This window comes from Streptomyces sp. NPDC012888 (assembly GCF_042900645.1).
Classification (GTDB): Bacteria; Actinomycetota; Actinomycetes; order Streptomycetales; family Streptomycetaceae; genus Streptomyces.
The window spans coordinates 119,188-140,104 of record NZ_JBIBBM010000007.1; the positions used below are offsets into that span (position 1 = coordinate 119,188).

The following is a 20,917-nucleotide window of genomic DNA, read 5'->3' on the forward strand; positions in this document are numbered from 1 at the left end:
GGGGATGGGGATGGGGGAGTGGGACGGGGAGGAGGGGCCGGCGGGGACTGGCCGGGCCGGCCGGGCAAGGCCGGGCGGGGCAAGGACGGGCGGGGCCGGGTCGGCCGGGCGCGGGACGCGGTCAGCGGGCGGGATCCCGGGCCTCGAACCGGAGCATCCGGTCGAGTACGGCGCCGGAGTCCGGCGCGTGCAGCTCGTCGACGACACGGCCGTCGGCGAGGAACACCACCCGGTCCGCGTAAGCGGCCGCCACCGGGTCGTGGGTGACCATGACCACGGTCTGGCCCAACTCCCGTACCGAGTCCCGGAGGAAACCGAGCACCTCGGCGCCGGACCGGGAGTCCAGGTTCCCGGTCGGCTCGTCCGCGAAGACGATCTCGGGCCTGGAGATCAGCGCGCGGGCCACGGCGACCCGCTGCTGCTGGCCGCCGGACAGCTCGGCCGGCCGGTGGCCGAGCCGGCCCGCCAGCCCGACGGTGGCGACGACGGCGTCCAGCCAGGCCGGGTCGGGGCGCCGGCCGGCGATCCGCAGCGGCAGGACGACGTTCTCCAGTGCGGTGAGGGTGGGCAGCAGGTTGAAGCCCTGGAACACGAACCCGACCCGGTCCCGCCGGAGGGCGGTCAGCTCGCGGTCGTTCAGCCGGGACAGTTCGGTGTCCCCGACGCGGGCCGATCCGGAGGTCACCGCCTCCAGCCCGGCCAGGCAGTGCATCAGCGTGGACTTGCCGGAACCGGAGGGGCCCATCACGGCCGTGAAACGGGCCCGGGCGAACTCGACGGTCACCCCGTCGAGGGCGGTGACCCGCGCCTCACCCTTCCCGTACACCTTGGACAGGGCCGTGGCGCGGGCGGCGGCGGCCGGTCCAGGACCGGCGGAGGCACCGCCGGGGGAAAGCGGGGCAGAGAGCTGTGACATGGGTCCTCCGGCTGGGGTGCGAGGGCCCGCGAGCAGCGTCCCGGGCCGCGGAACCCACTCATCCTCACCGCGCTCACCTGCGGAAACATCGCCCTGTGGGTTGGCTCTGACCTCTGCCGAAGGTCGGTCCCGGCCGGGCCCGCCTCTGCCTTCCGACCCGTGCCGGCCGGGCGGTCCTCTGCCTTCGGACAGAGGGCCGTGAGGTAGGCCGTGCGGCCAGGCAGTGCGGTCGACCCGTGCGGCCAGGCCGTGCCCCGGCCCGTGCGGTCGGCGCGCGCCGTCGGTACGGCCGGCGCTGTCCGGTCAGGCCGCCGGGCCGGCCCGGTCGGCGCGCGCTCGGCCCGCCTGGTCCGCCCGGCCGGCCCACGCTGTCGGCACGGGTGCCGCTGCCGGTCGGCCTGCCTGGTCGGCCCGCTGGGAAGGCCCGGTCGGTCCCGCCGCCGTCCGGCGGTTGGCACGCCGGGTCGGCCCGTCCGGTCGGTCCGTGCCGTCGGTTCGTACGGTCAGCCCGCCAGGCCGGCGCGGTGGGCGAGCAACGCCGCCTGCACCCGGCTCGCCGAGCCCGTCTTCTCCAGGACCGCCCCGACATGGGTCTTCACCGTGCCGATACCGATCCCCAGCCGCCCGGCGATGTCCTGGTTGGACAGCCCCTCGCCCAGCATCTCGAGGACCTCGCGCTCGCGGGCGGTCAGCCGGGCGATCCGTTCGTCCCCGGCCGCCGCGGCCGCGGGATCGGTGGGTCCCGGCCCGCCGCCGCCCAGCATCCGGGCGATCACCGTCCCGGTGACGCCCGGGGACAGCACTGAGTCGCCGGCGGCGGCCGCCCGTACCGCGCTGATCAGCTCCTGGGGGCCCTCGTCCTTCAGCAGGAAGCCGGCGGCGCCCTCCCGCAGCGCCCGCAGGACGTTGTCCTCGTCGCCGAAGGTCGTCAGCATCACCACGCGCGGCGCGGGATCCAGGGCGAGCAGCGGCGCGATCGCGGCGAGTCCGTCGCACACCGGCATCCGGACGTCCACCAGCGCCACGTCGGGGCGGTGGGCGGCGGCCAGCTCGACGGCCTGCCGCCCGTCGGCGGCCTCGGCGACGACGTCGATGCCCTCGGCGTGCCGGAGGATCAGGCGGACCCCGTGCCGGATCATCGCCTCGTCGTCGGCGAGCAGGACACGGATCGGCTGGGCGGGGCGGGTCACGGGGTCTCCCAGGGAGTGGTGTCACGGACCGACGGGACGCCGAACCGGTCGATGGCGATGAGCCGTTGCGCGGCGTCGAAGCAGTAGCGGGCGATGGTGAGCCCGTCGGCGTGGCTCTCGGTCGCCCCGTTGAACGGGTAGACGCAGCCGGCCGTACCCGCTGGGCGGGGCGGCTCGCGGCCCGCGGCGGCGGCCCGGACCGCCCGGTTGTCGAGCACGCCCAGCCCGGCCACCTGCTGGTACGTCATGCCGACGCGGGGGAGCGGGCGCGGCCCGGCCTCCGGGTCCGGGGCCACGGCGTACACGAAGGCCGCGCCGAGGACCATGAGCACGGACACCGCGACCAGCCCGGCCGCACGGCTCAGCAGCTCGGCGCTCCGACGCGGCCCGTCCGCCGGTTCCGCTTCCGGCTTGGCTTCCGGTCCGGGCCCCGGGCCGGGTGCCGCCGCCGAGCTGAGATCTGTGGCCGTACCGGCCGTGGTGCGGGGCGGGCGCAGCGGCGCGGCGCCGTCGGGCCCGGATTCCGGCCCGGCAAGCGCCGGCCGACCAGTACCCGGCCCGGGTTCCGGCCCGGCGGCCGCCCGGCCGGCAGGGGTGTCCGTACCGGCCGTGGTGCGGGCCGGGCGCGGTGGCTCGGCGCCGTCAGGGCCGGATCCCGGCCTGGTCGCCGCCGTCCGGCCGGCAGTGGGGCCGGGTTCCGGCCCCGTCTTCGGTCCGGCTGCCGCCCGGCCGGCAGGGGTGGGCGTACCGGGCTGCGTGCGGGACGGGACCGGCGGCTCGGTCCCGTCGGGCGGTGCCGGAGCCGCGGCCGGGGCGGGGGGCGGCTCTGCCGGTAGCGTGGCGGATACCCGGAAGCCGCCGGTGGGCAGTGCGGCCGCCTCGAAGGTGCCGCCCAGCAGCGCGACCCGCTCCCGGAGGCCGGTGAGCCCGCGGCCGGTGCCGGGTTCCCCGGCTGCCGTTGCCGTCGCCGGTCGCGGCGGGGCTCCGTTGCGGACCGTTACTCGTACGGCCTCCCCGCCGTGCTCCACGGCCACGGCGACGTGGGCGGCGGCCGCGTAGCGGTGCACGTTGGTGAGGGCCTCGCGCACCACCCGGTGCACCGCCCTGCGGACCGGCGCCGGCCGTGCGTCGAGGTCCGGGCCGGTCCAGTCGAACCGTACGGCGACGCCCCCGCGGCGGGACTCCGCCACCAGCGCCTCGACGTCCGCGCGGGTGCCGGTGGCGTCGGTGAGGGCGTCCGGGCCGGTGTCCCGGCCCAGCGGACCGAGCACGCCGAGCGCCTGTCGCAGTTCCCTCATCGCGACCCGCGTGGTACGCCGTACCAGCAGCGCCTCCTCACGGAGCTCGGGGGCGGCCCGGTCCAGGGCCAGCTCCAGCCCGCCGGCGTGCAGTGAGATGAGGCTGAGCCGGTGGCCCAGCAGGTCGTGCATCTCCGCGGCGATCCGGGCCCGCTCGTGGGCGCGGGCCTCGCTGTCCGCGAGCAGGCGGGCCCGCTCGGCGGCGTCCCCCCGCTCGCGCAGCGCCCGCAGCAGGCGCTGCTGCTGTCCCTGCGCGGTGCCGACCAGGCCGGGCACCACCACCGCGGTGGGCGCCAGGACCAGGCCGAGCGCCAGCCCGTACGCCACCGGCCCCGGCCCCAGCCAGGGCGCGGCCGCCGTGGCGGCGCCCACCAGGCAGACCGAGGCCGCGGCGAGCAGCCGGGCGGTCCGGCGTTCCGGCTCGGTCCGCCGGGCCACGGTGTACGAGGCCGCCGCCGCCACCGGCCCGACACCGGGCGCCAGGCCGGCCAGTACGGCCAGCGTGGGCAGCACCGCCGCGGGCCACCGGCGGCACAGCGGGTACAGGCCGGCACCCACGGCGAGCAGCAGCAGCTGCACCGAGGGCCGGGGCACGTCGACCAGCGCGAGCGACACACCCAGCCCCGCGAGGGCCACGCAGGCCGTCTCCACAGTCGCCCGGCCGGCCCCGGTCAGGGGACGGGGGCCGGGCCGAAGCGCGGAAAGCGCGGAACGGATGAAAGGGACGGAACGGGGGGACCTGGCGGGACTGACTGGCGGCACGCCGACCAGTATCGGCGCCGCCGCGGCCCGAGGCATGCGACCTACGGCCGATCTCCCCGGCCCCGGCTCTGCCGGAAGACAGAGGCAGCCTTCCCCGCGGCCCGTCCGGCCCCGCCCCCGCGGCCGGCCTGCACCCCCGCCGGCCCGGCGGTGGCGAAGGGCGGCGCAGGGCATGGGGACCGAGGCCGGTCCGGGTGGCCGGCCGTTGGGGCGAGCCCTGTTCCGGGGCTTCAGCCACTCCCCGCCGGGAGCCGCCGGGGGCACCCGGCGGGCCCGGACTGCCGTCCGCCGGCCTCCGGCAACCGCCTCATCGGCCCAGGACCTCCAGGTAGTGCCGGTTGTGCATGATGCCGAGGACGTTCCCGAAGGGGTCGACCACAGAGGCGGTGACGAAGCCGGGACCGCGCTCGACGGGCTCCTCGTACACGGTGGCGCCCATCGACAGCAGCCGCTCGAAGGCGGCCCGGACTCCGTCCACGTGCCAGTACGTCACCGCGCCGCCGGGACGGGCGGGGCGGGGGTGCGGGGCGAAGTCGCTGCCGATGATCCCGAGTTCGTGCTGGTAGTCCCCGAGGCGGAACTCCACGTAGGCGAGCTGCTCGCCGACCTCGCGGCTGAAGTACGGCTCCGCTCCCAGCAGTTCGGCGTACCAGCGGGCGGCGGCCGCTACGTCCTCGGCGTGGAAGCTGACGGTGGTGAGTCCTCGCAGCATCGGGTCCCTCTTCTCGTGCGGTGGGTGACGCGATCAACGATCCGGCCTAAAGTGCTCATCCACCGAGCACTTTTCCCTACTTCGCATTCACAGGAGGCGCCGGGCGTGCGCGCGGACCGTCTGCTGGCCGTGCTGATGCTGCTGCAACGGCACGGCCGGGTCACCGCCGCCGGCCTGGCCGCCGAGTTGGAGGTGTCCGTGGCCACCGCCCGGCGGGACCTGGAGGCGCTCGCCGCCTCGGGCGTGCCCGTCTACCCGCAGCGGGGCCGGGGAGGCGGCTGGCAGCTGGTCGGCGGTGCCCGCACCGACCTCAGCGGGCTGACCGCCGCGGAGGCCCGGGCGGTGTTCCTGCTGCTCGGCCCCGGCACGGCGGTCTCCGCCGACGCCAGGGCGGCCCTGCGCAAGCTGCTGGCGGCCCTGCCGCGGACCTTCCGGGCCGAAGCCGAGGCCGCCGTCGACGCGACCGTGGTCGATCCCGTGGGGTGGGGCGGCCGGGACCGGCCGAGGCCGCCGACCGTCGATCTGCTGCAGGACGCCGTGGTCCGCCGCCGCAAGGTGCGCCTCGGCTACGCCGGCCGCTCCGGGGAGCCGACCGTGCGGCTGGTCGACCCGTGGGGCCTGATCGACAAGGACGGCACCTGGTACCTGCTGGCCGGCACCGAACGGGGGCGCCGCACCTTCAGGGTCGACCGGGTCACCGCCGCCGAGCCCACCGGGGAGCCCGCCGGGCGTCCCGACGACCTCGCGCTCGCCGCCGCCTGGGCAGAGGTAGCCGAGGAGATCGAGCAGCGGCGCGCCCGCACCTGGGCGACCGTCCGGGTCGAGGAGCGGTACCTGGCGGTGCTGCGTGACCGGTTCGGCCGGCACTGCCACCCGGGGGACCCGGACGGCCCGGGACGGCTCCGCGTCAGGCTCGGCGCGTCCAGCGCACTGGACCTGGCCCGCGAACTGGCCGGCTGGGGCGGCCTGGTCGAAGTCCTTGACCCACCCGGTGTCCGGGAGCTCCTCGCCCGCATCGGCGCCGAACTGCTCGCCGCCCACGGCCGGCCGCCGGACGCCGGCGGCTGACGCGCGGGATGGTCCCAGGTCCGTCGGGTGGCCCTCGGGTGACCGCCGTGCGCCCCAAGTACCCTGTGCCGGACTGCATTTGTACCGACCAACCATCAACTGGCCTTGCGGGGGAGCGTATGTGGGGACGGGGCACGGTCCTCGAGGACCGTTACACGTTGGCCGAGCGGATCGGCGGCGGCGGGATGGGCGAGGTGTGGCGCGCCGACGACGGCGTGCTCAGGCGCCAGGTCGCGGTGAAGGTGCTGCTGCCCGCGCTGCTCGACGCACCCGGCTTCGCCGCCCGGTTCCGGCGCGAGGCCACCGTCCTCGCCTCGCTCAGCCACCCCGGCATCGTCGACGTACACGACTACGGCGAGAGCCCGCTGCCGTCGGGCGAACGGGTCGCGTACATCGTGATGTCGCTCATCGAGGGCCGGACCCTCGGCGAGGTCCGTGCCCGGTCCGGCCCGCTGCCGGCCGCGCAGGCCCTCGACATCGCGGCGCAGGCCCTGGAGGCGCTGCACGCGGCGCACCTGAGCGGGGTGACCCACCGGGACATCAAGCCGTCGAACCTGATGCTGGCCGAGGACGGTCGGGTGACCGTCACCGACTTCGGGATCGCCCGCTCCAGCGCGGCCACCACCAGCATCACCGACTCCCACGCCGTGCTGGGCACGGCCCTCTACATGGCTCCCGAGCAGGCGGAGGGCCACGGCGCCGTCGCCGCCTCCGACCTCTATTCCATGGGCGTGGTCTGCTACGAACTGCTCACCGGAGAACCGCCGTTCACCGGCGACTCGGTGATCGAGATCGCCCTCAAGCACGTCCGCGAGCCCGCCCCCGAGCTGCCCGCCGAATTCCCCGAGCCGGTACGGGCGTTCGTCGCGCGGGCGCTGGCCAAGAAGCCCGAGGAACGGTACGCCGACGCTTCGGTCATGGCCGCGGCGGCCCGCCGGGCGGCGGCCGGCCGGCCGCTCGGCGAGCTCGACGCACCGGCGGGCCCGGTGGCCGCCGGTCCCGTGCCGGCGGCGGCCCCGGGCCCCGAGGCTCCCGCCGCGCCGGCCGGACCCGTCGCACCGGCCGTGCCCGTCGTACCCGTCGTGCCGGCCGAGGCGGCGGGCGGCCGGAAGTGGTGGCGGCGGCTGCGGGTCCCCACGGGTGTCGTCGTGCCGGTCGCCGTGTCGGTGACGGTGACCGTCACCGTGGCCGTCACCGTCCTCCAGGTCGCGCCCTGGGCGCGGGAGTCCGGGGCGCACGGCGCCGGAGCCCAGCCGTCCACCTCCGTCTCCGCGCAGGCGCCCGGCGGCGTGGTACCGCCGCCCGGCACCACCGCTCCCGGCGGGACCCAGCCCGTTCCGCCCGGGTCCGCGGTTTTGCCGCCGGCGCAGGACGCCACCGCGGGGCAGGGCGGGGGCACCGGCACCACGCCGGGTGCCTCGGGCGGGGTGGTCGGAGGCGGGGGACAGGTGCCCGGCCCGGGGCAGACCGCTCCCGGCGGTTCGCCCGGCGGAGGCGGCAGCCCCTCGGGCGGCTCCCCGTCCGGCGGCTCTCCGTCGGGTGGAAGCCCCTCCGGCGGCAGTCCCTCGGGTGGCGGCAGCCCGTCCGGCGGAGCGGTCGGCGGTTCCGGTTCCACCCCGCCCAGGGGCTGCGGCGGAGGCGTCTGGGGTGCCATCACCAACGTCGGCGACGGCCTGAAGGTCGGCCTGGCCTCCACCAGCCAGGCGTCGGGCACCAAGGTGGTCATGGGGGGGACCACGGCCTTCGGCTGGGTGTACGAGCGCAACAGCTACGAGAGCTTCCGCGTCTGCTCGCCGGGCGGCGCCCCCCTCGCCCGCGCCCTGACGCACTTCGGCGAGACCGTGCGCGTCGAGCTCGGCGGCGCGGGCGGGGGGTTGTGGTGGAACCTGGAGCGGGTCCCGTCCTCCAACGCGTACTACATCAAGGACATCGCCTTCCAGGGCGGCTGCCTCACCGCCAACGGCTCCGGCCGGCAGCTGACGGTCGTCCCCTGCGTCTCCGGCAACAAGGCCCAGCAGTGGCGCGTGCCGTAGCACCCGTGCCCGGTGCCCGAGTGCGTTCCGGCAGGTGGGTACGTGGCTCCGACCCGGGACGGTCCTGTTGGGCCGGTCGGTCGTGATCGGTCCGGTGATCGGGTGACGGTGCCGTCGACGCCGTTTCCGTGTGGTGCGGGGGGTCGTTGCGGGGGCAGGCGGTGGCCGGTGGGTGCCGGGTTCGTCGTTCCTGGCCGGATGCTGGTGGGCCGCGGACCTTCACAGGAGCAGGAGGCTTGTATGAGGACACGGGCGTTGTGGCAGCGGATGGCCGGCGTCGCCACGGCCACGGGGCTGGCCGTGGTGGTGCCGTTCGCGGTAGGTGCGACACCGGCTCATGCCCAGGCGCAACTGCGGATCACGAAGACGCACGAGGGCGACTTCGCCCGGGGCGGGCAGGGCGTCTATCGCATCACCGTCAGCAATCCGGGCTCGGAAGCCACCCGCCGCATCCTCCTCGCCGATGAGCTTCCGCTGGGACTCAGAGCTGCCGGCGTGCAGGCCGGAGCTCCGTTCACGTGCAGCATCGTGGGCAACAACACGGTGCTGACGTGCAGTGCCGATGCGCTGGGCGCCGGTCAGACCGCGACGATCCTCCTGACGGTCAACGTCGCCGAGGACGCTCCCTGCACCGTCACCAACAGGGCCGCCGTGGGTGAGGACGGCTCTCTGCCGAACCCCATCCCCGTCGAAACGGACAGTGACGTCACCAGGGTCACCGGTGGCGAATGCGGCGACGGCAACGGCAACGGCAACGGCGGTAACGGCGGGAACGGGGGCGGTTCGGGGTCGATCCTGCCGGTCGAACTCGACGGTCTCATCCCGATGTTCAACAACATCGCCATCAACAACAACATCCAGAGCCCCGGCGCCGGCAACAACACCGACCAGGACTTCGCTCTGGACAACCCCTGACGCAGCCAGGCCGACGGAGCGGCCTCCGCCGGCCTAAGAGTTGTCCCGTAAGCGGGTCCCGCTGGGCTTCAGAGGAAGCCCAGCGGGACGTCCTTCTCGATGCAGAGCCGCAGGACGCCCGCCAGCTGGCGGGCGTCCTCGATGTGCTGGAAGAGCTGGTCGCCGCCCTCCTGTGCCCACTGGTCGGCGATCGCTTCCAGCCGGACCAGAATCGACGCACACTCGGCAGGCGAAAGGTCGTCGCCACCGGCATCCGGATGATCGAGGAGTGGCTCCAGAGCGGTGGACACCTGGCTCCACGGGCGTTCGCCGCCGAAGCCCGACATCTCGGAGAGGACGAACCCCTCGGCCTCGGCCAGACGCCGCCGGAACGCGGCGAAGCCGCTGTAGGACCAGGAGACATCCGGACTGCTGTTGTCTCCGTCGCCAGGGAAAAGGACCAGTCCCATGTGCCCTCCTTGCTTGCCGAGCACACAGGATCGAGGACGCTGGGCAGCGCCTGCAACTGGAATGATCTTGGTGTGGCTGGTGTGATTACGGCGTCGGAGCCGTCCTGGATAGCCCCTTTCACCGGGCTGAGCCCGCGGCAGTTCGGCAAGCTGGTGACGGTGCTGCGACGCGGGGGCGCGGACGCGGTCCGCAAAGGCAGGCCGTGGAGTCTTCCGCTGGAGGACCGTGCCCTGCTGGTTGCCGCGTACTGGCGCACGAACCTCACGATGCGGCAAATCGCGCCGCTGTTCGGGGTGTCGAAGTCGGCGGCGGGCCGGATCATCGACCACCTGGGGCCGATGCTCGCGCTCCAGCCCCGCAAGCGGTTCGCCAAGGACACCGTGCTCATCGTCGACGGCACCCTGGTTCCCACCCGGGGCCGCACCGTGGCCGAACGGTCGAAGAACTATCGGTACTCCACCAACCACCAAGTCGTCATCGATGCCAACACGCGCCTGATCGTCGTGGTCGGCCGGCCGCTCGCCGGGAACCGCAACGACTGCAAGGCGTGGCAGGAGTCCGGCGCCAAGGCCGCCGTCGGCAAGACCCTCACGATCGCCGATGGCGGCTACCCGGGCACCGGACTCGTCATCCCGCACCGCCGCGAGCGCGGCCAGACTGAACTGCCGGACTGGAAGGAGGAACACAACAAGTCCCACAAGCAGGTCCGGGCCCGCGTCGAGCACGTCTTCGCCCGCATGAAGACCTGGAAGATCCTCCGCGACTGCCGCTTGAAGGGCGATGGCGTCCACCATGCCATGCTCGGCATCGCACGGATGCACAACCTCGCCCTCGCCGGATAGGCGAGCGGCCGCACGGGGCCCGCCATGCCCGAGGCGCATCAAAGATCATTTGCGGGACAGCCCTTAGGGGCGGATCTCCCAGGTGACCGTGGAGCGGAGCGTGCGGGAGATGTGGGGGTCGCGGACCGACGGGGTCCGGTCCTCGGCCGTCACCGACAGCCGGTGGAGGCCCCGGTCCGCGGTCCACAGGTGCCCGACCCTCGCTTCGGTCCGGCCGCGCAGCCACCACAGCTCCCAGCCGTCCAGGTACCAGCGGACGACCGGCTGCCGGCCGTCGGCGCCGGCCAGCCGGGGGACCGCGACGCGGGCGGTGTCGCCGCCCCGCAGCGGGGTGCCGGTCGGTGTCAGCGGCGTGGCGATCCGCGCGTGCTGGTAGAACCCGGCGATCATCGCCTCGACCCCGGGCAGGTTGAACGGCTTGCCCAGGCTCCGCATGGCCGAGTCGGGGGTGGGCCGGTGCAGGCCGGTGACGTAGTACCCGCCGCCCTCGTACGCGCCGACCGTGCCGCCGTCGGGTGACTCCTCGCCGAGCCAGCGGTGCCACTTGGCCCGCTGCCGGGCCATCCGGTCGGCCGTGAGGGTGGAGCTGTTGAGGTCGGCGGGCTCCCGCCCGGTGTACTGCGCGTACTCCGGGACGCCGGTGTAGAAGTACTCGTCGGCCAGCTTCCCCAGCGAGTGGCCGGTCTCGTGCACGGCGACCTGCCCCGACTTCGGGTGGCCCGCCGAGGCCGTGGATATCCCGGCGTAACCGAGCGTGTCGCTGGGCTCGTTGTAGCCGGCCCCGCCGTACTTCGCGCTGTTGGCCAGGACGAGGACCAGGTCGGCCTCCGGCGCCTTCGCCGCGTACGCGTCCACCTTCTCCTGGTCGACGCAGAGCAGCCGTTCGATGTCCGCGCACCAGAAGTACGAGCCGAGGGCGGTGTCGCGGACGGTCGCCGGGTCCGGGTCCCCGGAGACTCCCGACTCCGCGGAGACGGCGTCCACGGTCCAGACGTTGAACAGCTCCCGGTAGGTGGCGTACGGCTCGACGGCGGCGATCTCGGCCCACTTGCGCTGCGCGTCGGCGCGGAACCGGTCCAGCTCACCGGCGGTGTAGCCGTCGCCGATCACCACGACGTCGAGCCGGTCGGCGGCGGGGCCGTTCTCCACCAGCGCGCCGACCCGCCCGTCGGCGGCCCGCTCCGCCGCCGTCAGCCCCCGCCCCGCCCGGGCGCCGGCCGCCCCGGAGGACGGTACGAGGACGTGGCCCGAACCGGCGTCACCGCCACGCTCGGGGCCGGGCACCTCCACCTCCACCTGCGTGGACGCCCGCGCGGTTCCGGCCCGCGCCGCGGGCCCGGAGGCGCCGGCCTGGCCGGTGGCCAGCAGCAGGGCGGCCGTACACGCGGCCGCCACCCCGGCGCGTAAGACCGGACGGATCGTCGGCGACTTCATGAAGTCCTCCATGGAGAAGGGGGAGTTAAGTGGGTCGGTAAGCACAGTGAATCGGGTGCTTAAGCTAGGGGGCGGGCGGGGTCCGCGCAATGGCCGGCCGGCCGTGAATACTTGGGGACCGGAGCACCGAGGGGGACTTCATGGACGAACCGGCCCTGATCGGCCACCGCGTTCAGCGCCTGCGTGCCGAACGAGGCTTGACACAGCGCCAGTTGGCGGAGCCCGCGTACACCCCCGCCTACATCTCGACGCTGGAGGCGGGCAAGGTGCGACCCTCCGAGACCGCCCTGCGCTTCCTCGCCGAACGGCTCGGCACCTCCTACGAGGAGCTGGCCACCGGGCGGCCCGCCCACCTCGCCACCGAACTGCGGCTCGCCCTCGCCGAGGCCCGGCAGGAGCTGGCCGGCGGCGCGCCCGGAGCGGTCGGCGAGGTGGCCGGCCGCTACCGGCGGCTGCTCGCCGAGGCGCAACGCCTCCGGCTCGACGCCGAGCAGGCGGAAGCGCTCACAGGCCTGGGTGACTGCGCGCTGGAAACCGGCGAACTGGCCGAAGCCATCAGCCGTTTCGAGGAGGCCGAACGCCTCCTGGCCGCCGAACCCCTCCCTCGCCGCGCCCGCCCGATCCGCGGCCGCGCCGTCGCCCACCTCCTCGCCGGCGAGCTGCGCTACGCCTGCTACCTCCTGGAGTCGGCCATCGACGAGCTCGGCGCGAGCGGCCTGCCCGACCCCGAGGCGCTGGTGCTGCTCTACGCGGCCGTCATCGGTCCGTACATCGACATGGGCGCACACGCGCGGGCGGCCCACGCCGCCGAACTCGCGCTCTCACTCGCCCCGCAGGTAGGTGACCCGGCCCTGGTGGCGGGCATGCACAGGCAGGTCGCGCGGACCTTCCTCGCCGAGGGCCGCGTGGCCGACGCCGACGCCTCCCTCGCCAAGGCGCAGAGCATCTACGCCCGGCTCGACCTGCGCACCGACCTCGCGCACTGCCACTGGATGCGCGGTTACGTGCACGCGCAGAACGGCCGACTGGCCCTGGCGGAGCAGGAGTTGCGCACTGCGCGTGAGATGCTGTCGGCCCGACGCGCCGCCCTGTACACGGCACAGGTGGACGTCGAACTGGCCGACGTCCTGCGGCGGCTGGGCAGACACGACGAGGCCTCCGCGCTCCTCGCAGCCCTGCTGGAACTCGAACTCGGGCTGGGGGACCGGCGCGGCGCGGTGCACGCCGGCGGCGCACACCGGCTGCTCGGCCTCATCGCCGAGGAGCGCGGCGAGACCGAAGCGGCAGAGGAGCACTACGTGAAGGCGCTGGCGCTGCTGGAGCGCAGCGGGGCCACGGGCGACCTCGCCGACCTGTGCCGACTCCTGGGCGACCTGCTGCGACGCACCGGCCGGGTGGAAGCGGCCATGGACGCCTACCGCACCGGCCTGGGCCACCGCGCCACCCCCGGCACCACCACCCTCGGGCCGGCGCCCGCCGCACCGGCTTCCGCCGCACAGGCTTCCGCCGCACCGGCTTCCGCCACGCCCCCTCCCGGTCACGCCCCTCGCCGCACCCCCGGCGCCGTCGGCTGAGGCCGGTGTGCTCCGGTCGGGGCGGGCCTACTCCACCGCCCGGGCCCGTACGACCCGTGCCGGGTCCTGGCCGCCGCCGGACGCCAGGACGCGTACCTCGCCGTGGTCGCTGATCTCCGCCCGGACTATGCCGGTGACGTCCTCGTACACGGGATGGCCGCCGGGCCCCGCCGTACTGGTCCGGGTCATCCTGACCACGTCCTCGCCGGTGCCGTCCGCCGCCGCGAAGACCACGTCGAAGGCCTCCGCGGGCCCGTCCCCGGGTTGCTGCGCGGTGCTCATGGCGGCCTCCTGCGGATCGTCCCGGCGGTGGTTTCCCCCACCTGCCACGCTAAGCCCCGGCCGCGCCGCTGTCCTGGCCTGCCCGTGGGGGCAGCCGGTGCAGCAGTACGTCACGGAGGGTGCCGCCCTCGACGGTCAGCGTCATGAACGTGTGGTGCGGCTGCCGGCGGCGGTCCGTCGGCGAGCCGGGGTTCAGCAGCCGTAGCCCGCCCGGGGCCGTGGTGTCCCACGGAATGTGACTGTGCCCGAACACCAGTACGTCCGTGTCGGGGAAGCGGGCCGCGCACCGCCGTTCCCGCCCCGCCGCCGGGCCCGTCTCGTGGACGACCGCGAACCGCACCCCCGCCAGCTCCGCGCGGGCGATCTCCGGCAGTCTGCCGCGTAGCCCGGGCCCGTCGTTGTTCCCGTACACCGCGACCAGCCGCCGCGCCCGCGCGGCGAGCAGGTCCAGCGTGGCCTCGTCGGTCCAGTCACCGGCGTGCACCACCACATCGGCCTCGTCGACGGCCGCCAGCAGGGCTTCGGGCAGCCGCCGGGCCCGCGCGGGCACATGGGTGTCGGACGTCAGCAGCAGCCTCATGCGTCCACCGTAGGCCCGCGTGGAACACCGCGCCCCGGCCCGCGCGGAGCCCCGCGCCAGGCCCCCGACAAGCACCACACCCGGCCCCGCGGACCCCCTCCACCGGCCCCCGTCCCCGGCCGGCCCGCCGGTTTGCCGCGGTGGGGCCGGGGAACGCGGGACAGAACCGTTGCCCCGAAACCCGACGCCGAGGAGCCATGAACCCCTTTCTCCAGCTACCGGCCGTCATAGGCGGAGCGGTCCTGCTCACCCTCGCCGTGGGCTGGCTCACCGACCTCCTGCTGCGCCGCGCCGACGCCCGTCATCCCGAGACACCGCTCTGGCACATGCTGCGCCGCTGCCGGACCTCGCTGCGGGTCCTGCTCCTGGCCGCACTGCTGCGCGCGGCGTACGCGCGGACCGAGTGGCGCCCGCTGCGGGAGCACGAGACCGCCGTCGGACGGATCCTGACCCTGGTGCTGATCGGGGCGGGCGCCTGGTTCGTCGTACGCGTGGCCTCCGCCGTGGTCGAATCCTCCTACGCCCGCTACGCGCTGGGCACCCGCGACCCTTCCCGGGTCCGCCGGGTCCGCACCCAGGTGACCCTCATCATGAGGATCGTCACAGCCGTGGTCGCCGTGGTCGCCGCGGCCGCGATGCTGCTCACCTTCCCCGACTTCCGCGCCGTCGGCACCTCCGTACTGGCCTCGGCCGGCATCATCGGCATCGTGGCCGGTGTCGCCGCCCAGTCCACCCTCGGCAACCTCTTCGCCGGCTTCCAGATCGCCTTCGGCGACATGGTGCGCATCGGCGACACCGTCGTCGTCAACGGCGAGTGGGGCGTCGTCGAGGAGGTGACGCTCACCTTCCTCGCGGTACGCACCTGGGACGAGCGCCGGATCACCATGCCCGTCTCGTACTTCACCTCCCGGCCGTTCGAGAACTGGTCCCGTGGCGGCATCCAGATGACCGGCACGGTGTTCCTCCACTGCGACCACACCGTCCCCGTCCCCCTGATGCGCGAGAAGCTCAAGGAGATCCTGGACGACTGCGACACCTGGGACGGCCGCGGCTGGGACCTCGCGGTCACCGACACCACCCCGACGACCGTCGTCATCCGGGCGATCGTCACCGCGAAGGACCCGGACGACCTGTGGACCACGCGCTGCGCGGTACGCGAACGGCTCGTGGCCTGGCTGGCCGAGAAACACCCGTACGCCCTGCCCCGCGTCTCGACCTCCGCGGCCGCCCCGGCCCCCTACGAGACCTGACCGGCGGACCGCACGGCCCCCCGTCAGGACGGCGGGGGGCCTTCGCCGTGCCCGCCTTCCGCCTGCCCGTCCGCCTCGGGGGGCCCGGCCGGCGGCCGGAAGCACGCGGTGACCGCCTTGCCGCGCGGGCAGCGCTGCACGTCCACAGTGTCCGCGAGCGCGTCGACGATGCCCAGGCCGCGTCCCGACGTCGCCCCCGCCGCCGCCTGCCTCGGCCGCGGCAGGTGCGGGTCGGCGTCCGCGACGCTCACGTGCAGGCAGTCACCGTCCCAGGTGAGGACCAGCCGGGCGGTGCTCGCCGCGTGGACGTGCGCGTTGGTCACCAGCTCCGACACGGCCAGCAGGACGGAGTGCAGGGTGTCCGGCGCCTCCCGGGTCCAGGGCAGGGTCTCCAGGTGGTCCGCCGTCCAGCGGCGGGCCGCCCGGACCCCTTCGGCCACCGGAAACGAGTGCGCCCAGCCGACCGCTCGCATTCCCATCGTCCCCACCCGCCCTTCTGTCTGACGCTCTGCCAGCACGCGTATACCCGGCGCGGTCGCGCCCATCCGCTGCGGAGCCGCGCCGAACCGGTCGTCCGCACAGGTGTTTTGAAAACGCGAGCCGAGGCCAGACGAGTGGGGAACCCCAAGGTCCACGCAGCGGAGGAGAGGAGTCCACCCATGCCGAACGTGTCGCGTCTGCCCGGCCGATCGGAACACCACTGGCTGTGGCAGGAGGGCGCGGCCTGCCGCGACCTCGGCACGGAGACGTTCTTCCACCCGACGGGGGAGCGCGGCGAGGCCCGCTCCGTGCGCGACCAGGCGGCCAAGGAGGTCTGCGCGCTCTGTCCGGTACAGACGGAGTGCCTCCGCCACGCGCTGCGGGTGGGGGAGCCCTACGGAGTATGGGGCGGCCTCACCGAACGCGAACGGCGCGCCCTGGTCGGGCAGGCCGTCGGCTGACGGACCATCACCGGAGCCCGGCACCCGACGGCCTCCCCGCTCGGCCCACATTCCGGCCGCGGATGTTTGACGGGGTGTCGGGCGGCCATACGCGGCAGGAGGAAAGACATTGGCCGACAGTCCCGACAACGGCACATCGAGCAAGGCACGGAAGGCGGCGGGCACGCAGGGGCTCTCCGCGGCGGACGTCATCCAGACGGCGCTGGAGCAGCTGACGCGGCTGCTGGGCCGGCAGGCCGAAGCGGTCAGCTCCTGCCGACGCGCCGACGACGGCACCTGGACCGTGTCGGCCGAGGTCCTGGAGCTGTCCCGGATCCCCGACACCATGAGCCTGCTGGCCTCGTACGAGGTCGAGATCGACGAGAACGGCGAACTGACCGGCTACCGGCGCACCCGCCGCTACGAACGCGGGCGCGCGGACCGGGACTGACACCGCCGACGCCCCCGCCCACCCGCCCCGCTCCCACACGAGAGGGAACCGGAAACCATGACAGTCCTCCCCGCCCAGCCCATGCCGGCCTCCTCCGGAGGCGGCTCCAGCGGCCTCTACGACGTCCTGGAACTCGTCCTGGACCGCGGCCTGGTGATCGACGCGTTCGTCCGGGTCTCCCTGGTCGGCATCGAGATCCTCAAGATCGACGTACGGGTCGTCGTCGCCAGCGTGGACACCTACCTGAGGTTCGCCGAGGCGTGCAACCGCCTGGACCTGGAGTCCGGGCCGCGCAAGAACCCCGGCCTGCCCGACCTCGTGGGCCAGATGACCGAGTCCGGGGCGCGCGGAAAGGCCAAGGGCGCCCTCAGCGGCGCCGCACAGACCATCTCCGACGCCTTCGAGCAGGCCCGCTCCGAAGCCGACGAGAAGAAGACCGAGAGCAGGACGACCCGCAGGACCGGCAACAGCCGCCGGGAGGAGAAGGAATGAGCACCTACGTGTACGCCATCGCCCGCGCCTCCCAGGACCTCCCCGACACCCTGGACGGCGTCGGAGAACCGGCGCAACCGGTACGCACGGTGCGCAGCGGCCCCCTCCTGGCCCTGGTCAGCGACGCACCGGCCGAACTGCGGCCCAAACGCCGCGACCTGCTGGCGCACCAGCGGGTGGTGATCCAGGCCGGGGCGTCCGGCCCGGTGCTGCCGCTGCGGTTCGGCGGCGTCTCACCCGACGACGACACCGTGGCCGCCGTCCTCGACCAGCGCCGGAGCGAGTACCTGGAATGCCTCGAATCCCTGGAGGGCAAGGACGAGTTCAACGTCAAGGCCTCCCACGAACAGGAAGCCGTCCTGTACGCCGTGCTCTCCGCCGACCCCGCCCTCAGGGAGCGGCACGAGGCGAACCGGTCGGGCGCCGACGGCGGCACCCACGCCGCCCGCCTCGCCTTCGGCGAGCAGGTGGCCCGCGCGGTCGCCGAACGCGAGAAGGCGGACGCGGCCCTCATCGAGGCCGCCCTGACCCCGTACGCGGCGGCCCTGCGTCACGGACCGGAGAGCGGCGGCTGGCTCGCCAACCTGTCCTTCCTGGTCGAGCGGGACCGCCGGCAGCAGTTCCTGGACGCCGTGCGCGCCCTGCACGAGCAGCACGAACACCTCCAGGTGCAGGTCACCGGGCCGCTGCCCGCGTACAGCTTCGCGGAGGCCGACTGATGGGCCTGCTCGGCGAGGTGCTGCTGCTGCCGCTCGCACCCGTGCGCGGGACCGGCTGGGTGCTGCGGCAGGTGGTCGCGGAGGCCGAGCGGCAGTACTACGACCCGGCCGTCGTCCAGCGCGAGCTCGCCCGCCTCGTGGCCGCGTACGAGAACGGCGAGATGGACGAGGCCGAGTTCGACCGCCGGGAGGACGAGCTCCTGGCCCGACTGGAAGGAGGGGCGCGACCGCGATGAACCACCGAGTGGCGATGGGACTGGCCGTCGGCGCCGGCTACGTGCTGGGCCGCACCCGGAAGGCCAAGTGGGCCCTCACCGTCTGCACCCTGCTGCTGGCCCGGCGGCTGGAACCCGAGGCCGCCTCGATGGCGGCCGCCGTGCGCGGCGCCCTCGGTGACCACCCCGAGCTCGCGGAGATCCGGGCGCGGATCGGCGAGGACCTCCGCGGCGTCGGATCCGCGGCGGTCACCACGCTGCTGGAGCGGCAGCTCGGGGCGGTGGCCGACCGCCTGCACGAGCGCACCGAGGACGCCCGGGACCGCCTGGCCGCCCTCACCGGCTCGACCGGGGGCGACGACGATGGCTGAGCCCGGAACCCTCCGCGGGGGCGGCCTCGCCCACGGCCCCGGGGCCGACCGGCTCCGCCGGGAACTGGAGCGCTACCTCGTGGCCCGGACGGAGTGCGCCCTGGCGGCCGCGGGACGGCTGCTCGGCCGGTCCGCGGCCGTCCTGACCGGCCTCGCGCAGGGCGACGCCCCGCTGCTGGGCGACGTCGCCCTCGACTACGCCCGGCGGATCGTCCGGGGCCGCGGCCCTCTGCGGGCCGCCGTCGCCGTGGGCGCGTCCCGCCTGCTGCGCACGGCCCGCCGGCCGCCGCCCGCCCGGCCGTCGATCACCGTGGCCTCGGTGGACGTGGGCGTCCCCGTCCGGGAGGCCTACGACCGGTGGGCCCGCCGCCCGGACCTCGCCGGCGCGGACCTCGCCGGTCCGGGCCGGCCGCCCGGCGGCGGCACCGTCCACGTCACCGACCGGACCCCGGGCGAGCGCATCGCCTGGACCCGTGAAGGCGCCGGGGGTTCGGCGTGCTGCGTGGTGACCTTCCACGCACTCGCCGAGGACCTCACCCGGGTGCTGCTGACGGAGGAGCACCGCCCGCGCGGACCGGCCGCGCGGGTCGCGGGCCTGTGGGGTGCGCAGGACCGGCGGGCCCGCCTCGGCCTGGAGGCCTACGCCCGCTCCCTCGCCCTCCCGGGCGATCCCCGCGACGAGGGGGGTACCCCATGACCACGCCGCCCGGCCTGCCGCGGCCCTACGACGAGGGCGGCGGCGCCAACCTGGCCGACATCCTCGAACGCGTGCTCGACAAAGGCGTGGTCATCGCCGGTGACATCCGCATCAACCTGCTGGACATCGAACTCCTCACCATCAAACTGCGCCTGGTCGTCGCCTCGGTGGAACGGGCCAAGGAGATGGGGATCGACTGGTGGGAACGGGACCCCGCCCTCTCCTCGCGCGCCCGCCGCCCCGAGCCGGCCCGCGAGCTGGAGGAACTCCGGCGGCGCATAGCCGAGTTGGAGCGGGGCCGGCCCGACGCCCAGGAAGCACAGCACGAGCAGGAGCAGCAGCCGTGACCGACATCCCCCTCTTCTACGCCTACACGGTGATCGAGGCGTCCGCGGCGGACGCACTCCCCGACCTCCCGGCACCGCTCGGCGGCGGCCTGCGGCTGGTCGGCGACGGACGGCACGCCGCCGTCGTCGAGCCGGTGGACCCCCGCCACTTCGACGAGGAGCCGCTGCGCGCCGGGCTGGAGGACCTCGACTGGCTGTCCGCCGTCGCCCGCGCGCACCACGGCGTGGTGGCCGCCGTCGGCGACGTCACCACGACCGTCCCGCTGCGGCTGGCCACCGTCTGCCGCGGCGAGGACGGCGTACGCCGGATGCTCTCGGAGGCCGGCGAACGCCTCGCCGCCGCCATCGACCGGCTGACCGGGGCCCAGGAGTGGGGCGTCAAGCTCTACGCACGCCCGGACGCCCCCGGCCCGGACGCCGGCGGCACCGCGGGAGGACCGGAGGGCACGGCCCCCCCGGACGGCCCCCGAGGACCCGACGGCACGCCCCGCCCCGAGGGCACGCCCCGGCCCGACGGCGCGGACGGCACCTCCGGGCGCGGCTACCTCAGGCGGCGCCTCGACGACCGGCGCGCGCGGGAGGCATCCCGCACCCTCCTCGCCCGCACCGCGCAGGACCTCCACCGGGAGCTCTCGCGCCACGCCGCCGCGGCCGTCCTGCACCCCCCGCAGGACGGCCGGCTGTCCGGGGCGGACGGCGGGCAGGACGGCAGGCACGGCGGTCGGCAGATCCTCAACGCCGCCTACCTCGTCCCCGTCGGCGGGCGCCAGGAGTTCCTGGACGCCGTCCCCGCTCCCGGGGCACTCGGCGCCGGGCTGCACGTGGAGGTCACGGGCCCCTGGGTGCCGTACTCGTTCGCCGCCGCGCACGACGACGCGGGCCCGGCCCGATGAGCCCCGGCGAGGACCGGATCGCGCTGGTGGACCTGCTGGACCGGCTCCTCGCCGGGGGCGTCGTCCTGGCCGGCGACCTGACGCTGTCCGTCGCGGGCGTCGACCTCGTGCGCGTCGACCTCAAGGCCCTCGTCAGCTCCGTCCACGACGCCGTACCCGTGCCCTGGGAGGAGGTGACCCCATGACCCGGAAGCAGCGGGTCGAACTCGACCCCGACACCGTCGAGCGCGACCTGGCCCGCCTGGTCCTGACCGTCGTCGAGCTGCTGCGGCAGCTGATGGAACGCCAGGCGCTCCGGCGCGTCGAGACAGGCGACCTGACGGAGGACCAGGAGGAACGGCTCGGCCTGACCCTGATGCTGCTGGAGGACCGCATGGCGGTCCTGCGCGGCCGCTTCGGCCTGACCCCCGAGGACCTGGACCTCGACCTGGGCCCGCTCGGCAACCTCCTCAATCCGTGAGCGATTCGGGGGGTTTACCGCGGCGGGAGCCGGTCAGACGCGAGGA

At 75.0% G+C, this 20,917-nt stretch carries 26 protein-coding genes; 17 read left to right on the forward strand and 9 right to left on the reverse strand.

Features of this window, described 5'->3' with window-relative positions:
* Positions 1-121 precede the first annotated feature (121 nt).
* The 4 genes from ACFY61_RS14760 to ACFY61_RS14775 all read right to left on the reverse strand — a co-directional run bounded on the left by ACFY61_RS14760 (position 122) and on the right by ACFY61_RS14775 (position 4,878).
* Complete coding sequence (locus ACFY61_RS14760) at positions 122-916, reverse strand: ABC transporter ATP-binding protein (protein ID WP_389471568.1); 795 nt, start codon at positions 914-916, stop codon at positions 122-124.
* A gap of 503 nt (positions 917-1,419) precedes the next feature.
* Positions 1,420-2,106 carry a response regulator gene (locus ACFY61_RS14765; RefSeq protein WP_389471569.1) on the reverse strand — a complete coding sequence of 229 codons (687 nt, stop codon included), beginning with the start codon at positions 2,104-2,106 and terminating at the stop codon, positions 1,420-1,422.
* Complete coding sequence (locus ACFY61_RS14770; RefSeq protein ID WP_389471572.1) at positions 2,103-4,040, reverse strand: histidine kinase; 1,938 nt, start codon at positions 4,038-4,040, stop codon at positions 2,103-2,105. Before ACFY61_RS14770 ends, ACFY61_RS14765 begins: the two co-directional genes overlap by 4 nt.
* A gap of 433 nt (positions 4,041-4,473) precedes the next feature.
* Positions 4,474-4,878 (reverse strand): VOC family protein, encoded by a 405-nt coding sequence (locus tag ACFY61_RS14775; protein ID WP_389471574.1) that lies wholly within the window; start codon positions 4,876-4,878, stop codon positions 4,474-4,476.
* 105 nt (positions 4,879-4,983) lie between these two features.
* On the opposite strand from ACFY61_RS14775, the gene ACFY61_RS14780 reads away from it, so the two are divergent.
* The 3 genes from ACFY61_RS14780 to ACFY61_RS14790 all read left to right on the forward strand — a co-directional run bounded on the left by ACFY61_RS14780 (position 4,984) and on the right by ACFY61_RS14790 (position 8,894).
* Positions 4,984-5,946 (forward strand): helix-turn-helix transcriptional regulator, encoded by a 963-nt coding sequence (locus ACFY61_RS14780; protein WP_389471576.1) that lies wholly within the window; start codon positions 4,984-4,986, stop codon positions 5,944-5,946.
* Between the two features lie 158 nt (positions 5,947-6,104).
* Positions 6,105-7,979 carry a protein kinase gene (locus ACFY61_RS14785; RefSeq protein ID WP_389471578.1) on the forward strand — a complete coding sequence of 625 codons (1,875 nt, stop codon included), beginning with the start codon at positions 6,105-6,107 and terminating at the stop codon, positions 7,977-7,979.
* Positions 7,980-8,219: 240 nt separating this feature from the next.
* Entirely contained in the window at positions 8,220-8,894 is a 675-nt protein-coding gene (locus tag ACFY61_RS14790; RefSeq protein WP_389471580.1) for a hypothetical protein, read from the forward strand.
* A gap of 68 nt (positions 8,895-8,962) precedes the next feature.
* Here the strand turns inward: ACFY61_RS14790 and ACFY61_RS14795 are convergent, their stop codons facing one another.
* Entirely contained in the window at positions 8,963-9,343 is a 381-nt protein-coding gene (locus ACFY61_RS14795) for a hypothetical protein (protein WP_389471583.1), read from the reverse strand.
* Positions 9,344-9,415: 72 nt separating this feature from the next.
* On the opposite strand from ACFY61_RS14795, the gene ACFY61_RS14800 reads away from it, so the two are divergent.
* Positions 9,416-10,186 carry a transposase gene (locus tag ACFY61_RS14800; protein ID WP_389471585.1) on the forward strand — a complete coding sequence of 257 codons (771 nt, stop codon included), beginning with the start codon at positions 9,416-9,418 and terminating at the stop codon, positions 10,184-10,186.
* A gap of 63 nt (positions 10,187-10,249) precedes the next feature.
* Here ACFY61_RS14800 and ACFY61_RS14805 read toward each other — a convergent pair whose 3' ends face one another.
* Complete coding sequence (locus tag ACFY61_RS14805) at positions 10,250-11,620, reverse strand: M64 family metallopeptidase (RefSeq protein ID WP_389471587.1); 1,371 nt, start codon at positions 11,618-11,620, stop codon at positions 10,250-10,252.
* A gap of 140 nt (positions 11,621-11,760) precedes the next feature.
* Here ACFY61_RS14805 and ACFY61_RS14810 point away from each other — a divergent pair, with 140 nt between their 5' ends.
* Positions 11,761-13,194 carry a helix-turn-helix domain-containing protein gene (locus ACFY61_RS14810; protein WP_389471590.1) on the forward strand — a complete coding sequence of 478 codons (1,434 nt, stop codon included), beginning with the start codon at positions 11,761-11,763 and terminating at the stop codon, positions 13,192-13,194.
* Between the two features lie 27 nt (positions 13,195-13,221).
* Here ACFY61_RS14810 and ACFY61_RS14815 read toward each other — a convergent pair whose 3' ends face one another.
* Positions 13,222-13,476, reverse strand: a complete 255-nt coding sequence (locus tag ACFY61_RS14815; RefSeq protein ID WP_389471593.1) for a DUF6296 family protein — start codon at positions 13,474-13,476, stop codon at positions 13,222-13,224.
* A 49-nt stretch (positions 13,477-13,525) separates the two neighbouring features.
* Positions 13,526-14,056, reverse strand: a complete 531-nt coding sequence (locus tag ACFY61_RS14820; protein ID WP_389471596.1) for a metallophosphoesterase family protein — start codon at positions 14,054-14,056, stop codon at positions 13,526-13,528.
* Between the two features lie 197 nt (positions 14,057-14,253).
* Between ACFY61_RS14820 and ACFY61_RS14825 the strand changes: the two genes are divergently transcribed.
* A complete protein-coding gene (locus ACFY61_RS14825) occupies positions 14,254-15,306 on the forward strand; it encodes a mechanosensitive ion channel family protein (protein WP_389471598.1) in 1,053 nt (350 codons plus the stop codon).
* A gap of 23 nt (positions 15,307-15,329) precedes the next feature.
* Here ACFY61_RS14825 and ACFY61_RS14830 read toward each other — a convergent pair whose 3' ends face one another.
* Complete coding sequence (locus ACFY61_RS14830) at positions 15,330-15,785, reverse strand: ATP-binding protein (RefSeq protein WP_389471600.1); 456 nt, start codon at positions 15,783-15,785, stop codon at positions 15,330-15,332.
* 180 nt (positions 15,786-15,965) lie between these two features.
* Between ACFY61_RS14830 and ACFY61_RS14835 the strand changes: the two genes are divergently transcribed.
* From ACFY61_RS14835 to ACFY61_RS14885, 11 genes are all read left to right on the forward strand, one after another.
* A complete protein-coding gene (locus ACFY61_RS14835; RefSeq protein WP_389471602.1) occupies positions 15,966-16,247 on the forward strand; it encodes a WhiB family transcriptional regulator in 282 nt (93 codons plus the stop codon).
* A gap of 109 nt (positions 16,248-16,356) precedes the next feature.
* Positions 16,357-16,677: a gas vesicle protein GvpO gene (gene gvpO / locus ACFY61_RS14840; RefSeq protein ID WP_389471604.1), complete on the forward strand. Its 321-nt coding sequence runs from the start codon at positions 16,357-16,359 to the stop codon at positions 16,675-16,677.
* 57 nt (positions 16,678-16,734) lie between these two features.
* Entirely contained in the window at positions 16,735-17,169 is a 435-nt protein-coding gene (locus tag ACFY61_RS14845; protein ID WP_389471607.1) for a gas vesicle structural protein GvpA, read from the forward strand.
* Complete coding sequence (locus ACFY61_RS14850; RefSeq protein ID WP_389471610.1) at positions 17,166-17,888, forward strand: GvpL/GvpF family gas vesicle protein; 723 nt, start codon at positions 17,166-17,168, stop codon at positions 17,886-17,888. The genes ACFY61_RS14845 and ACFY61_RS14850 overlap by 4 nt, the downstream gene beginning before the upstream one ends.
* On the forward strand, positions 17,888-18,124 hold the full coding sequence (locus ACFY61_RS14855; protein ID WP_389471613.1) for a gas vesicle protein GvpG: 237 nt from the start codon (positions 17,888-17,890) through the stop codon (positions 18,122-18,124). Before ACFY61_RS14850 ends, ACFY61_RS14855 begins: the two co-directional genes overlap by 1 nt.
* On the forward strand, positions 18,121-18,474 hold the full coding sequence (locus ACFY61_RS14860; protein WP_389471616.1) for a hypothetical protein: 354 nt from the start codon (positions 18,121-18,123) through the stop codon (positions 18,472-18,474). Before ACFY61_RS14855 ends, ACFY61_RS14860 begins: the two co-directional genes overlap by 4 nt.
* On the forward strand, positions 18,467-19,171 hold the full coding sequence (locus ACFY61_RS14865) for a cyclase/dehydrase (protein ID WP_389471618.1): 705 nt from the start codon (positions 18,467-18,469) through the stop codon (positions 19,169-19,171). The genes ACFY61_RS14860 and ACFY61_RS14865 overlap by 8 nt, the downstream gene beginning before the upstream one ends.
* Positions 19,168-19,518 (forward strand): gas vesicle protein, encoded by a 351-nt coding sequence (locus ACFY61_RS14870; protein ID WP_389471621.1) that lies wholly within the window; start codon positions 19,168-19,170, stop codon positions 19,516-19,518. Before ACFY61_RS14865 ends, ACFY61_RS14870 begins: the two co-directional genes overlap by 4 nt.
* Complete coding sequence (locus ACFY61_RS14875; RefSeq protein WP_389471623.1) at positions 19,515-20,411, forward strand: GvpL/GvpF family gas vesicle protein; 897 nt, start codon at positions 19,515-19,517, stop codon at positions 20,409-20,411. Before ACFY61_RS14870 ends, ACFY61_RS14875 begins: the two co-directional genes overlap by 4 nt.
* Complete coding sequence (locus ACFY61_RS14880) at positions 20,408-20,596, forward strand: gas vesicle protein (protein ID WP_389471624.1); 189 nt, start codon at positions 20,408-20,410, stop codon at positions 20,594-20,596. Before ACFY61_RS14875 ends, ACFY61_RS14880 begins: the two co-directional genes overlap by 4 nt.
* Positions 20,593-20,871 carry a gas vesicle protein K gene (locus tag ACFY61_RS14885; RefSeq protein ID WP_389471626.1) on the forward strand — a complete coding sequence of 93 codons (279 nt, stop codon included), beginning with the start codon at positions 20,593-20,595 and terminating at the stop codon, positions 20,869-20,871. Before ACFY61_RS14880 ends, ACFY61_RS14885 begins: the two co-directional genes overlap by 4 nt.
* Positions 20,872-20,917 lie beyond the last annotated feature (46 nt).